Annotated in this window: 11 protein-coding genes and 2 pseudogenes; all 13 read left to right on the plus strand. The window is 45.1% G+C overall.

Annotated elements, in window-relative coordinates:
• Positions 1-44 precede the first annotated feature (44 nt).
• The 13 genes and pseudogenes from ONZ52_RS03310 to ONZ52_RS03365 all read left to right on the plus strand — a co-directional run bounded on the left by ONZ52_RS03310 (position 45) and on the right by ONZ52_RS03365 (position 13,719).
• Positions 45-650 (plus strand): ANTAR domain-containing response regulator, encoded by a 606-nt coding sequence (locus tag ONZ52_RS03310; RefSeq protein ID WP_265217262.1) that lies wholly within the window; start codon positions 45-47, stop codon positions 648-650.
• Positions 647-880: an ABC transporter substrate-binding protein gene (locus tag ONZ52_RS03315; protein WP_265217263.1), complete on the plus strand. Its 234-nt coding sequence runs from the start codon at positions 647-649 to the stop codon at positions 878-880. The genes ONZ52_RS03310 and ONZ52_RS03315 overlap by 4 nt, the downstream gene beginning before the upstream one ends.
• On the plus strand, positions 852-1,838 hold the full coding sequence (locus ONZ52_RS03320; protein WP_265217264.1) for a CmpA/NrtA family ABC transporter substrate-binding protein: 987 nt from the start codon (positions 852-854) through the stop codon (positions 1,836-1,838). The genes ONZ52_RS03315 and ONZ52_RS03320 overlap by 29 nt, the downstream gene beginning before the upstream one ends.
• 474 nt (positions 1,839-2,312) lie before the next feature.
• Positions 2,313-3,602, plus strand: a pseudogene (locus tag ONZ52_RS03325) (CmpA/NrtA family ABC transporter substrate-binding protein); the annotation flags it as partial.
• 76 nt (positions 3,603-3,678) lie between these two features.
• The gene (locus tag ONZ52_RS03330; protein WP_265217265.1) at positions 3,679-4,650 is read left to right on the plus strand and encodes an ABC transporter permease; all 972 of its coding nucleotides are present in this window, start codon (positions 3,679-3,681) and stop codon (positions 4,648-4,650) included.
• A gap of 34 nt (positions 4,651-4,684) precedes the next feature.
• A pseudogene (locus ONZ52_RS03335) lies at positions 4,685-5,532 on the plus strand (ABC transporter ATP-binding protein).
• The gene (locus ONZ52_RS03340) at positions 5,525-6,502 is read left to right on the plus strand and encodes an NAD(P)/FAD-dependent oxidoreductase (RefSeq protein ID WP_265217266.1); all 978 of its coding nucleotides are present in this window, start codon (positions 5,525-5,527) and stop codon (positions 6,500-6,502) included. The pseudogene ONZ52_RS03335 and the gene ONZ52_RS03340 overlap by 8 nt, the downstream one beginning before the upstream one ends.
• A gap of 16 nt (positions 6,503-6,518) precedes the next feature.
• The gene (locus ONZ52_RS03345) at positions 6,519-6,767 is read left to right on the plus strand and encodes a hypothetical protein (RefSeq protein ID WP_265217267.1); all 249 of its coding nucleotides are present in this window, start codon (positions 6,519-6,521) and stop codon (positions 6,765-6,767) included.
• A 59-nt stretch (positions 6,768-6,826) separates the two neighbouring features.
• Entirely contained in the window at positions 6,827-9,385 is a 2,559-nt protein-coding gene (nirB, locus tag ONZ52_RS03350; RefSeq protein WP_265217268.1) for a nitrite reductase large subunit NirB, read from the plus strand.
• Between the two features lie 4 nt (positions 9,386-9,389).
• Positions 9,390-9,722 carry a nitrite reductase small subunit NirD gene (gene nirD / locus ONZ52_RS03355; RefSeq protein ID WP_265217269.1) on the plus strand — a complete coding sequence of 111 codons (333 nt, stop codon included), beginning with the start codon at positions 9,390-9,392 and terminating at the stop codon, positions 9,720-9,722.
• A 300-nt stretch (positions 9,723-10,022) separates the two neighbouring features.
• Positions 10,023-11,177 carry a molybdopterin-dependent oxidoreductase gene (locus ONZ52_RS24570; RefSeq protein WP_321160247.1) on the plus strand — a complete coding sequence of 385 codons (1,155 nt, stop codon included), beginning with the start codon at positions 10,023-10,025 and terminating at the stop codon, positions 11,175-11,177.
• Positions 11,063-12,709, plus strand: coding sequence for a nitrate reductase (locus ONZ52_RS24575; protein WP_321160248.1), 1,647 nt, complete (start codon positions 11,063-11,065; stop codon positions 12,707-12,709). The genes ONZ52_RS24570 and ONZ52_RS24575 overlap by 115 nt, the downstream gene beginning before the upstream one ends.
• Positions 12,706-13,719 carry a glycosyl transferase family protein gene (locus tag ONZ52_RS03365; protein WP_265217270.1) on the plus strand — a complete coding sequence of 338 codons (1,014 nt, stop codon included), beginning with the start codon at positions 12,706-12,708 and terminating at the stop codon, positions 13,717-13,719. Before ONZ52_RS24575 ends, ONZ52_RS03365 begins: the two co-directional genes overlap by 4 nt.
• Positions 13,720-13,722 lie beyond the last annotated feature (3 nt).

The raw sequence follows: 13,722 nt of genomic DNA on the forward strand, positions 1-13,722 counted from the left end.
TGATGTCGTGAAAAGGTTTCTTTACGCTTTGAAGAGAATGCCTCATGCCTTCACCCCCAAAAAAAGAGCTTACCGTGATGCTGGTTGACAATGAGCCAGCGCGTGCTGCTATTGTAGAGCAAGCCATGATTGATAGTGGTTATCGTGTTATCAGGCGATTGGAAAATGCGAAGCATTTAACCGAGGCCGTAACGGAATTCCAACCTGATATGGTCATTATTGATATTGAATCTCCAGACCGCGATATGTTGGAAAATATGTCTCGGCTTACCAAAGATAACCCTCGTCCCATTGTGATGTTTGCTGAAGAAGACGACTCAAGGCATGTGGAAGCCGCGATTCGTGCGGGAGTCAGTGCTTATGTAGTAGATGGTGTGAACAGTGGTAGCGTAAAAGCTTTATTGCAAGTTGCCATTGCGCGATTCCGCGAATTTCAGGCGTTAAGGTCTGAATTGGAATCGGTCAAAAGCCAGCTCGAAGATCGTAAGTTGATTGAGAAAGCAAAAGGATTAATCATGAAACATCAGCAATGTGATGAGCCTGCCGCCTATAAGGCACTCCGAAAACTTGCGATGGATCGTAGCCAGCGAATGACCGATGTCGCACGCAATATCATATCGGTAATGGAATTGATGGGAGGTTCAAAATGAGTCACGTGGAGACTAATATCATTCAAAACGCAGCGCCTGTGCGCATTGGTTTTATTCCATTAATTGATTGTGCGCCTTTTGTTATCGCCCATGAAAAAGGTTTCTTTCTGGATGAAGGTGTGAACGTTGAGTTATCGAAAGAAGCATCTTGGGCCAGTATTCGTGACAAGGTCGCTTTTAATTTATTAGATGGGGACTCATATGTTGGCGTCCATGCCGATTGCGGCTAGTTTGGGTGTTGGCAGTATAAAAGCAGCCATGCAGACAAGTTTTACAGTCAGTCATAATGGTAATGGCATCACCATTGGCAATGCTTTATATGAACAATTACAGAGTGTTGCAAACTCGTCTATAGACATCCGTACAGGCGTGGCTTTAAAAAGGTTGATCGACAGTCGTTCTCCTGAACTGGCGCCACTGCGTTTTGCTATTGTGTATCCTTATTCGTCTCACAATTATCAATTACGGGATTGGTTGAGTCGGGCCGGCATCGACTCTGATAAAGACGTTCAAATTATTGTGGTTCCTCCTGTAAAAATGCTCGACAGTTTAAAACTAGGGGGAATTGATGGGTATTGTGTTGGAGAGCCATGGAACAGTTTGGCGGTTGAACAGGGCGTAGGCCATATGCTGGTGACAGGTTATGAAATATGGGGTAGTACACCTGAAAAAGTATTTGGCGTGAACTCGTCTTGGGCGGAGCAAAATCAAGCAACCTACCTTGCTATCATTCGTGCATTAGAAAAAGCCTGCTTGTGGGTGGATGAAGCGAACAACCAGTCTGAACTGTTAAACATATTAAGTCATCCGGATTACCTTAATTGTACGGTTGAGCAATTAGTCTATGGCTTTAGTGCCATTAAGCCCAAAGGCCAGTTTGATTGGCCGATGAAAGCCTATCAGCGTTTTTCTGGCCCTAATATTAACAAGCCCTTACCAAGTTACGCCCTGTGGATTATGGGGCAAATGCATCGCTGGCAGCAATTAGGTGATATTAAGTCACTGAATGATGTGGCGGAGCAAGTATATCGTCAGGACCTTTATTACCAAGCTTTGGGGCTGCCTCAAGAAAAAGGCAATACAGATTGGCATCTGTCTATTGAAGATGAGTCTACTTGGCTGGATTCTGTCGCGTCGGGAAAGATTCGTTTGCATCCAGATGGGATTTTAAGTGGATTTGACAAGTAGTTTGAGTAAAGTGTTACGTGTCTTCTTTTAGTGCACTCTGCATGATGATTGGGCGAGTAGATGCGTTTTATATACAGAGTTATTTCATTTAGAGGCTAGGAATTAAGTTAAAAAACTTGTAAATCATAAGGTTAGTTTTATTGGCACAGTGTGTGCTGTATAAAATACATGGAAACATAGAGTTTTTAAAAAACTGGTGAAATTGGCAACGTTGGTTAATTGTCACCCACATTATTGATTATCCAATGTTGGATTTTCTTTGAATGGCAAAGGCGCCTGTGAACACACTTTTTGTGATTCGCATGCGCCTTTTTTGTTTTTGTACTTTTTAATCCCTTAAGCGGAGCGCGTTTATGAACCTAAGATTTTTGAAAACGGTAATTCCTTTGCCAACATTCGTCAATGTCACTCAAAAAGTCAGTCTTTCTATGTTGGTGGGTCTCTGCACTGTTGTCAGGAGTGGCTCATGCTGAACTAGGTTACGCAGAAAAAGAAGAGGCTCAAATTTGGTTTTATTAAATTGACGGACATGGCGCCATTGGCCATTGCCTATGAGAAAGGCTATTTCGAAGACGAAGGCTTGTACGTCACCTTAGAAGCACAAGCAAACTGGAAAGTTTTACTGGATCGAGTGATTGACGGTCAGCTAGACGGCGCACATATGTTAGCGGGTCAGCCACTTGGTGCGACCATCGGATACGGCACGAAAGCTCACATTGTGACGGCTTTCAGTATGGATTTGAATGGTAACGGTATTACGGTATCAAATGAGGTATGGGATGAGATGAAAAAAACATCCCTAACGGCCCCGATGGCAAGCCTGTTCATCCAATCAGCGCGAGTGCCTTGAAACCTGTGATTGATGGTTATAAAGCTCAAGGCAAGCCATTCAAAATGGGCATGGTATTCCCTGTGTCTACTCATAATTACGAATTGCGTTATTGGCTTGCTGCTGGTGGCATTCATCCTGGCTATTACGCACCAGCGCGAGGGGATACCAGTGGTCAAATTAATGCTGATGCTTTGTTGTCGGTGACACCGCCACCACAGATGCCTGCCACCATGGAAGCGGGAACCATTTCGGGGTACTGCGTTGGCGAACCTTGGAACCAACAAGCTGTGTTTAAAGGGATTGGTGTGCCTGTCATTACGGATTATGAAATCTGGAAAAATAACCCTGAGAAAGTATTTGGCGTGAGTAGTGATTGGGCTGAAAAATACCCTAATACTCATATCCGTGTCGTAAAAGCCATGATTCGTGCCGCGAAATGGTTAGATGAAAACAACAACGCCAATCGTCCTGAAGCGGTAAAAATACTCTCACGCAGTCAGTATGTTGGCGCGGATTATGATGTCATTGCCAACAGTATGACGGGAACATTTGAGTACGAGAAAGGCGACAAACGCGAGATACCTGATTTCAACGTTTTCTTCCGACATCACGCAACGTACCCCTATTACAGCGATGCGATTTGGTATCTCACGCAAATGCGTCGTTGGGGGCAAATTGCCGAACCAAAATCTGATGAGTGGTTTATGAAAACGGCGAAAGAGGTTTATCGCCCAGACATTTATGCACAAGCCGCCAAAGCTTTGATTGAGGATGGAGTGATGATGGCCTCTGAATTTCCTGATTTTGATAAAGAAGATGGATTCAAGCCACCACAAAGTGACTTTATTGATGGCGTGACGTATGACGGCAAACACCCTAATGATTATTTGAAAAGCTTCAAAATCGGCTTAAAAGGCGACGACCAAATCTAAACCCAATAGGGTAAAGCGGCCGCAGATGTGGTCGCTTTATTCGTATGGGTCTTGAGTTAAATGGAGTGAGAAACAGATGATGATATCCAGCGTAACTATGGCTTCTTTAAAGGACAAAATCAGCGCCTTTTCCTTGAAAGGAATCTTGCTGCCGGTCTTTGGCATTCTAGTGTTCATCTTATTGTGGCAGGTGGGAGCGAGTCGTGTTCATACTTCTTTAGGGGAATTTCCTGGCCCTGTCGTGGTATATGAACAATGGAATAGTCTCGTCGCTGAGCATCAGAGAGAGCGTGTAAAAGAAGAAAAATTTTATGAGCGCCAAGAAGAGCGTATCGCCGAGCGCCAAGCCAAAGACCCAAGCTACGTGGGTACTTTGAGAGATTATACCGGCAAGCCTACTTTTTTCGATCAGATATTTACTAGTCTATATACCGTATTAGCAGGTTTTGGTTTAGCGAGTCTGATTGCGATTCCGTTAGGCATTTTAATCGGCCTTAATCGCGCCGTTTATAGTGCATTAAATCCAGTGATTCAAGTATTTAAGCCGGTTTCTCCATTGGCTTGGTTGCCCTTAGTTACCATGGTGGTGAGTGCCAGTTATGTGTCTGATGATCCCATGTTTTCTAAGTCGTTTTTAACTTCTATGTTTACTGTCACCTTGTGTTGTATGTGGCCGACCTTGATTAACACGGCAGTGGGTGTGGCAGCTGTGGAAAAAGATCTGCTGAATGTGTCAAAAGTATTGCGTTTGGGCTGGATGACACATGTGATGAAAATCGTCATTCCGTCGGCTATTCCTCTGATGTTTACCGGTCTGCGCTTGTCGCTTGGCATTGCTTGGATGGTGTTGATCGCAGCGGAAATGTTGGCGCAAAACCCGAGTACCGGGAAGTTTGTCTGGGATGAATTTCAAAACGGTAGTTCGAACTCATTGGGTCGAATCATGGTGGCAGTATTGATGATTGGCTTCATCGGCTATTTGCTAGACAGAGTCATGTTGACGATTCAGCGTTTTGTTTCTTGGGATAAAACTCAGATATTGCGTTAAGTAGATTTTTATTAGAAACAGATTGGAGAGAAACATGGCAACACATTTAGATATTAGTCACATTTCGATTGAGTTCCCTACGCCAAAAGGGCCGTTTAAAGCGCTGGATAATGTCAGTTTAAAAATCGAGAAAGGCGAGTTTGTCTCTCTGATCGGGCATTCAGGTTGTGGTAAATCGACGGTTCTTAATATAGTCGCTGGATTATACGATGTGACGGAAGGTGGAATTTTACTGGATGGCCGAGAGGTAAAAGGACCGGGCCTGAGCGCGCGGTGGTATTTCAAAATCATTCATTGTTGCCCTGGTTAACCTCTTACCAAAATGTGGAATTAGCGGTAAAGCAAGTATTTCGTAAAACAAAATCAAAGAAAGAAATGCATGACTGGATTATGCATAACCTCGAATTGGTGCATATGACTCACGCAGCGGACAAACGACCAGATGAAATTTCAGGTGGTATGAAGCAGCGGGTGGGGATTGCCCGAGCCTTGGCGATGGAGCCTAGTGTTTTACTGATGGATGAACCTTTCGGCGCATTGGATGCTTTGACTCGGGCACACCTCCAAGATTCGTTGATGGAGATTCAAAAAGACTTAAATAATACCGTGATTATGATTACTCACGATGTAGACGAAGCTGTGCTGCTATCGGATCGTATTGTGATGATGACCAATGGCCCAGCGGCAACTGTAGGTGAAATTCTTCATGTTGACCTTGAACGTCCCCGTGATCGATTGGCCTTGGCGAATGACCCAAGATACGTAGATTATCGAACTCAAGTGTTGACCTTTTTGTATGAGAAACAACGCAAAGTAGAGCCGATTCAAGCAGCCGCTAAGAGCAAAAAAATGACCGCTAATGCCAAGGTTGCCAATGCGTAATCTTATAAGCCAGAAAGATAAGTGCCGCCTCGTTATCGTCGGTGCTGGCATGGCGGGCAGTAAATTGGCGCAGGATTTATGCCATGCGTATGGGAACATTTATCAGATTATTTTGATCGGAGAAGAGTCTAACGTTGGCTATAACCGAATCATGTTGTCTTCGTTATTGGCGAACGATATTTCTCATGCTGATATGCCATTAGTTGATACGCAGAAAATGCAAAAAGATGGTGTTGAGATTATCTCAAATGATCCTGTGGCAAGTCTAAATTTAGAAGCGAAAAGCCTGAATTTATCCAGCGGGGAAAGAATAGCGTATGACCAATTAGTTTTGGCAACAGGGTCTAGAGCCAGTGTATTGCCTATTAAAGGAATGTCTGCCTCAAATGTGATGGGGTTTCGTACGCTTGATGATGTGGAAGTTATGACTCAGCTAGAAGGTAGTCACTCCATTTGTGTTATTGGCGGTGGCTTACTTGGGTTAGAGGCGGCAGTGGGGTTGGTGAAGCGTGGGCACAAGGTTGTGGTCTTTCATCGCTCAAATTGGTTGTTAAATCGACAGTTGGACGAGGAATCAGCCGGGCTTTTGCTAAATAGGCTTGAACAAATGGGGGTTGAGTTTCGTCTGGAGGAATCTCCCAGAGAATGTCTACAAGCAGCCGATGGTCGTGTTTCTCATATTGTCTGTGAAAATGGCGAGTTGTTAGCGGTGAGTTTAGTTGTTATGGCGGCTGGTATTACGCCGGAAATCACGCTGGCAAAGCAGGCGGGATTAGACATTAACCGAGCGATTGTGGTCGATCAACACATGCAAACCTCTCATCCTGATGTCTATGCGCTAGGGGAGTGCTGCGAATTTGACCAGCAGACCTTTGGCTTAGTTGCGCCAATCTGGACACAAATTAACGTTTTGATGAAGGTGTTAGTTGGGGAGGAGTCTGCGTTTGCGATAGAAGCCCACCCCGACTAAGTTGAAAGTATCAGGCGTGAATCTTTTTTCCGTAGGCAGGATTCAGCCTTCAAAAGAAGACAGCTGCATCTTTTTTAAAGATGTTAGCGCAAATCATTATCGCAAGCTGGTGGTCAACGACGGCTTACTGGTTGGTGTAATTCTTTATGGCAACGTCGCCGATGGCAGCTGGTATTTCCAGCTAATTCAAAATAAGACCAATGTCTCTGACATGCTGGATTTACTGGTATTTGGTGAAGCGTACTGCTGTTCACAAGTGGCCTAAATCAAGGTGTTTTAGACGTTGCTAGCCGTTAGGCAAACTAATATTGCAAGGGGAACACAATGACTTCTACAGTGTCTTTTCTGACCACAAAACCTCATCTCGTTGTTATTGGCAATGGCATGGTCGGTCACCATTTTGTGGAACAAATGATCGAGCAAGGTGGGCATGACGTTTTTCAAATAACCGTGTTTGGTGAAGAGCCATATTTAGCCTACGACCGTGTGCATCTCAGTGAATATTTCACTGGTAAGGGCGCGGCTGATTTAGCCATGACAGATGGCACTTTATACTACGAACACGGTGTGCGTTATTTTACCAATAGCTTGGTGATCGCTATTGACCGCGATGCTCGTCAATTAACATTGCAAGATGGTGAATCTTTGTCTTATGACAAACTGGTTCTGGCGACCGGATCTTATCCTTTTGTTCCACCTATTCCAGGTCATAAACGTGATAACACCTTTGTTTATCGTACTCTTGATGATCTTGACGCGATTAGAGCTTGTGCGAAACAAGTAACAAGAGGCACGGTTGTCGGTGGTGGTTTACTTGGGTTGGAGGCAGCTAATGCGCTGAAAAATCTTGGTTTGGAAACCAGTGTTGTGGAATTTGCACCACGGTTAATGCCGGTCCAGCTTGATGAAAAGGGCGGTGCAGTTCTAAAAGAAATGATAGAAGGCTTAGATGTGAAGGTTTACACTGACACGGCGACCAAAGAAATAATTGATGGTGAGAATGCTTTCCATCGCATGAACTTTGCTGATGGCTCTCATCTAGAAACCGACCTGATTTTATTCTCTGCGGGGATTCGACCACAAGATGCTTTGGCGCATCAATCTGGTTTGGCGGTGGGTGAGCGTGGCGGTATCTGTGTGAACAATCATTGCCAAACCAGTGATGAAGACATTTATGCTATTGGTGAATGTGCGCTTTGGAATAATCGTATCTTTGGCTTGGTGGCACCGGGTTACGCCATGGCGAAATCCGCAGCGGGCCATTTATTGGGGAATGCTGCGGTTACCTTCACGGGTGCGGACATGAGTACCAAATTGAAGCTGTTAGGCTGTGATGTAGGTTCGATTGGTGATGCCCACGCTCAATCTCAAGGCTGTAAAGTCTTTGTTTATCAAGATGAAATTGGCCAAATGTATCGGAAAATGGTGGTCTCTGAAGACGGCAAGAAGCTATTGGGCGCGGTTTTGGTGGGAGATAATCATTATTACGATACCTTGCTGCAATACTATCTCAATGCCATTGATTTACCTGAACAAGCTCAAGCGCTTATTTTACCTGCGATGGATGGTGTATCCGTTGGTTTAGGTGTATATGCCTTACCTGCGACGGCATCGATTTGTAGTTGTCATAATGTCTCTAAGCAAGATATTAGCGACGCGGTGTGTAATGGAGCCTTATCCGTTGGTGATGTGAAAGGCGTCACCAAAGCCGCGACAGGGTGCGGCGGTTGTGCGGCGTTATTGAAAAAAGTCGTTGATAATGAGTTGCTGGCCTTAGGGGTGGAAGTCAGTACAGACATTTGTGAGCATTTTGCTTATACCCGCCAAGATTTATACAACCTTATTAAAGTGGGTGAGATCAGAACCTTTAGCGAGCTTATTAAGAAGCATGGTAAAGGTCATGGTTGTGAGATTTGCAAACCCGCGGTTGGGTCAATTTTAGCCAGTGTCTGGAATGACTATGTGTTGAAAAAAGAACACATTAGCCTCCAAGATACTAACGACCGTTTCCTTGCCAACATGCAAAAAGACGGAACTTATTCCATCGTGCCGCGAATTCCTGGTGGGGAAATAACGCCTGATAGATTGATTGTTTTGGGGCAAGTGGCAAAAGAATACGGTTTATATACCAAAGTAACAGGTGGTCAGCGGATTGATCTATTTGGTGCGACCTTGTCGCAATTGCCCGAAATTTGGGAAAAGTTAATCGCTGCTGGATTTGAAACAGGCCAAGCCTATGGGAAATCTTTGCGTACCGTGAAATCCTGTGTCGGGAGTACTTGGTGTCGCTATGGTGTAAATGACAGCATGAAAATGGCGATTGATTTAGAGAATCGTTACAAGGGATTGCGCTCGCCTCATAAGATTAAGTTTGCGGTATCTGGCTGTACGCGAGAGTGTGCTGAGGCGCAGAGCAAAGACATCGGCGTGATCGCAACGGAAGGGGGTTGGAACTTATATGTGTGCGGCAATGGAGGGATGAAACCACGCCACGGTGATTTGTTTGCCAAAGACCTAGACGATGAAACCTTAGTTAAATATATCGATCGCGTGCTCATGTTTTACACGAAAACCGCTGATCGTTTACAGCGAACTTCTGTGTGGATGGAAAGTTTAGATGGAGGATTGGAATATCTAAAAGATGTCGTGATACACGATAAGCTGGGACTGTGTGCCGAGCTGGAGGCGCGGATGCAACATGTCGTAGATACTTTCCAATGCGAATGGAAAACAACGTTGCAAGATCCAGAGGCCCTAAAAACATTTCGCCAGTTTGTGAATTATGAGGGAAGTGATAGCAATGTGGTATTTGTTGAAGAGCGTAACCAGATGCGCCCAGCAACGGAATCAGAAAAACAGCAATTAATTGCTAAGGTGGGCTAATACAATGACGACCCCATGGAAATTGATTTGTAAGCAAGAAGATTTGGTGGAAGGTGCTGGAGTAGCGGCTATGGTCAGTGGTGAACAAGTGGCCCTCTTTTACGTTCCAGAATCAGAGCAAAAAGTATTTGCTATTAGTAATTGGGATCCGATAGGCAAGGCGAATGTGTTGTCGCGTGGTTTGATCGCTCATCTACAGGAGCAATGGGTGGTGGCAAGTCCTTTGTACAAACAACATTTTGTACTGTCATCAGGCCAATGTCTTGAAGAGGATATCAAGATCCCTCATTGGGATGCAAAGTTAGAAGGTGGGGAAGTGTTCGTCGCGAGTTATTGATAACAGTACCAAAAGAGTGCTTGTGCACTATTTAGGAGCCTTATTGACGCTGTAGCGACTGCATACTGTTCGGAAAATTAACCACTCATCCATAATGTGTAAGGAGTAGTGTGATTTTTTGATGCTTTTAAAACTTGGCTTATTTATTGCTTTATTAATATTACTGATGCACCGTAAACCGACGATGGCTTACTCATAAAGCATTCAGATATTACAAAAGGCAACGAGGCCCAATCACTTTTTTAAAAAGTGATTGGGCTTTTTTTGCTCAAAAAGCGTGACAAAGAGTGAAGAGGGTCTATGCCAGTAGCAAATAGAACAGCAACGAGTGTGAAAACGACCTGTCCATATTGTGGTGTTGGCTGTGGTGTCAATTTAATCGACGCGCAATCAGAAAATGTAAGAATGCCATCAGTTTCCGGTGATATGGATCATCCTGCTAATTTTGGTCGTTTGTGTGTGAAGGGCAGCAGTCTTGCGCAAACTATTCGATCAGACGACCGTTTATTAACGCCTGTGGTGGATGGTCAGCCAGTCACTTGGCAATCAGCCATTGATACTGTGAGCGCAAAAATTGCTCAAGTTGTCAAAGACCATGGACCTGATGCCTTTGCGTTTTATCTTTCAGGTCAAATTCTCACGGAAGATTATTATGTAGCCAATAAGCTTGCCAAAGGCTTTATCGGGACGGCAAATGTCGATACCAATTCTCGTTTATGTATGGCGTCTGCCGTCGTTGGCTATAAACGTGCTTTTGGTTCAGACACTGTGCCTTGTAACTACGAGGATTTAGAGCGGTGCGACCTATTGATCATGGTGGGGTCAAACGCTGCGTGGACACATCCTATTTTGTATCAGCGAATCGTGGCGGCAAAACAGCAGCGACCACACATGAAAGTTGTGGTGATTGATCCGCGTGAAACCGCTACTTGCGATATTGCGGATTTACATTTGGCCATTAAGCCCGGTAGTGATGCGGCGATATTTTCTTTTTTACTACACGACTCCGTATTAGCAAAAAGCCTTGATAGTAATTTTATCGCTAATCATACCAATGGGTTTGAGGTTGCTTTAGCGCAAGCAACGGCATCGACTCCAAGCTTGTCTTTCACGGCAGGTTTTTGTGGGGTTGATGAGCAAGCGTTAGCGTGTTTCGTCCGTTGGTGGCATGACACCCCGAGGACCATCACCTTTTACTCTCAAGGCGTGAATCAGTCATCGTCGGGCGTGGACAAATGCAACGCGATTATCAATTGTCATTTAGCCACTGGTCGTATTGGCAAAGAAGGTGCTGGGCCTTTTTCTATTACCGGACAGCCTAATGCTATGGGGGGCGAGAAGTGGGTGGTTTGGCGAATCAGTTGGCAGCTCATATGGATTTTGCCACACCGAGCGCCCAAGATTTGGTACAGCGCTTCTGGCAAGCGCCCAATATGGCGACAGAGAATGGTTTAAAAGCCGTCGACTTATTTCAGGCCATGGAAGAAGGTAAGGTGAAAGTGGTGTGGATTATGTCGACCAATCCCATGGTAAGTTTGCCTGACACGGCTCAAGTTCGACGTGCATTGGAAAAATGTGAGTTGGTGATTGTCAGTGACTGTAAAGCCCATACCGACACAACCGCCATGGCTGATGTTCTATTGCCTGCGACGGGTTGGAGTGAAAAAGACGGTACAGTGACCAATTCGGAGAGACGTATATCGCGTCAGCGTGGTTTGTTGCCTGCTCCAGGTGACGCTAGGCATGATTGGTGGGCAATCTGTGAAGTGGCAAAAAGTTTGGGCTTTGCTGCAGCCTTTTCTTATCAACATGCTCATGAGATCTTTGCTGAGCATGCCGCGTTATCGGCATTTGAAAATAATGGCAAACGGGATTTCGATATTGGGCATTTTAGCCAGATGACCAAGATGGAATACGATGCGCTGACTCCGGTGCAATGGCCGGTTCCAAAAGGTCGCCCTGAAGGCACCAAGCGAATGTTTGAAGATAGACGGTTTTTTACCCCCGACGGCCGAGCAAGGTTTATTGCAATTACACCAAGCTTGCCAAAGGCCCAAGCTTCACAAGAATGGCCGTTTACCTTGAATACCGGGCGTGTGCGCGATCAGTGGCATACCATGACGAGAACGGGGGATGCCGCGTCACTGGCTAAACATACCGCGCAACCTTATGTAGAGATTCATCCCAAAGATGCGCAACACCTTGGTATCAAAGATAAAACTTTGGTGCGTATAACCTCTGCCAATGGTGAGGTGTTATTAAAAGCCAAATGGAGCCGAGCTGTTGCGCCTGGAAATGTGTTTGTTCCCATTCACTGGACGCAACAATTTGCCAACGTCTCTGTGGTATCTAATCTGATACCACAAATTGTTGATCCGTTATCTGGTCAGCCTGAATCGAAACATGCTCAAGTAAGGCTCGAAGCGGTTACGAACGTGTGTTACGGCATGGTGGTTTCTGTAGAGTCTTTGATCTTATCGGATTGCCTATATTGGTGCCATGTCCCCTCGGAGCAAGGCTTTCATTATGAAGTCGTATGGCCTGCCGGACAAACCCATGAGACGCTGAAACAAGGTTATCAAGATGACGCTGAGTCAGTGGAGTGGTTGGAATATTTAAACCCTGTCACTCAGCAGATTCGACTGGCGAAGCTGGTGGATCAAAAATTGAATTTACTGATGTACCTGCATTCACAACCTGAGTCCATTGTTGCAGATTGGTTGATTTCGACATTGACTATTGATACTGCGCTGTCAGCACAAGAGCGTTTGGCTATGTTGGTGGGTATGCCTGCCAATATCGAAGAAAAAGGAGAAATCGTTTGCTCCTGTTATCAGGTGGGCACTAAGCAGATTGAGAAGGCGGTTTCTAACGGCGTTGATTCGGTTGAAGGATTGGGTTCCACATTAAGATGTGGCACGAATTGCGGTTCTTGTTTGCCGGAGTTAAAACGCTTTTTCTCTGTTAGGCTGGAGGTGTCTGTATGAGTAGTACGATCCGAAGTAATGATTTTACGCAATACGTTAAAATATTGGGTCGTGGCAAGAAAGGCGCGCGCAGTTTAACGGTTGATGAAGCTGAGCATGCTATGGGCTTGATGTTGTCTGGTCAGGTCGCACCAGAGCAATCAGGGGCTTTTTGGATGTTGATTCGAATCAGAGAGGAGACAGTAGACGAAACGGTTGGTTTTACCAAAGCCACTAGGCGGTATTTATCTCAAAAAAAGCCATTATCTATTAAGGTTGACCTAGACTGGCCTGCCTACGCTGGTAAACGAAATGAATTACCTTGGTTTTTGCTCGCTGCTGTGGCTTTAGCGAATATCGGAACGAAAATTGTCATGCATGGACATACCTTTGAAGGGGAAAATCGTCTGTACGTGGAGGAGGTGATTGAGCAATTGGGGTTGCAGGTCTGTCAGTCAAGAGAGCAGTTAAGCCAAATGCTTGAGACACGGTGTTTTGCTTATATGCCATTGGGTAAAGTGGATGAAACGTTGGCTAGTATGATGGATCTCAAATACGTATTGGGATTGCGTTCGCCCGTTAATACTGTAGTCCGTATGATGAATCCATTTTTTGCCGCTCATAGTGTGCATGGTGTTTTTCATCGCGGTTATGATGAGCTGCATCTTTCTGCCTGCGAACAGTTAGGAGATGCATCCGTCTTGGTTTTTAGAGGAGGGAATGGGGAAGCAGAGGTCAATCCTGAGCGAGATGTGACGCTAGGCAAATGGCAGCAAGGGATGGCGAGTTGGTCGAATTGGCCCAAAGCAGAACAAGAGCATAAACGCCTAAAAGACAATGTAGATTTGTCTCGATTAACCGATCATTGGCGTGGTGATCAGTTGGACCCATTCGGACAACAAGCGGTAAGGCAAACCATTGCGTCGGTGGCTGGACTTCTTTATGGTGTGACTTCTCATGAAGAGTGTCTCGTTTTAGCAGACAGTATTTGGTTAAAACGTGACAAAGCGTACTTTGATTCTCAGATATAAAAG

This window comes from Marinomonas rhodophyticola (assembly GCF_026113935.1).
GTDB classification, from domain to species: domain Bacteria; phylum Pseudomonadota; class Gammaproteobacteria; order Pseudomonadales; family Marinomonadaceae; genus Marinomonas; species Marinomonas rhodophyticola.

Excerpts from the sequence above, each read along its gene's own strand:
- ONZ52_RS03310 (WP_265217262.1), top strand. The coding sequence starts at position 45 with ATGCCTTCACCCCCAAAAAAAGAGCTTACCGTGATGCTGGTTGACAAT.
- ONZ52_RS03315 (WP_265217263.1), top strand. The coding sequence starts at position 647 with ATGAGTCACGTGGAGACTAATATCATTCAAAACGCAGCGCCTGTGCGC.
- ONZ52_RS03320 (WP_265217264.1), top strand. The coding sequence starts at position 852 with ATGTTGGCGTCCATGCCGATTGCGGCTAGTTTGGGTGTTGGCAGTATA.
- ONZ52_RS03330 (WP_265217265.1), top strand. The coding sequence starts at position 3,679 with ATGATGATATCCAGCGTAACTATGGCTTCTTTAAAGGACAAAATCAGC.
- ONZ52_RS03340 (WP_265217266.1), top strand. The coding sequence starts at position 5,525 with ATGCGTAATCTTATAAGCCAGAAAGATAAGTGCCGCCTCGTTATCGTC.
- nirB (WP_265217268.1), top strand. The coding sequence starts at position 6,827 with ATGACTTCTACAGTGTCTTTTCTGACCACAAAACCTCATCTCGTTGTT.
- nirD (WP_265217269.1), top strand. The coding sequence starts at position 9,390 with ATGACGACCCCATGGAAATTGATTTGTAAGCAAGAAGATTTGGTGGAA.
- ONZ52_RS24570 (WP_321160247.1), top strand. The coding sequence starts at position 10,023 with ATGCCAGTAGCAAATAGAACAGCAACGAGTGTGAAAACGACCTGTCCA.
- ONZ52_RS03365 (WP_265217270.1), top strand. The coding sequence starts at position 12,706 with ATGAGTAGTACGATCCGAAGTAATGATTTTACGCAATACGTTAAAATA.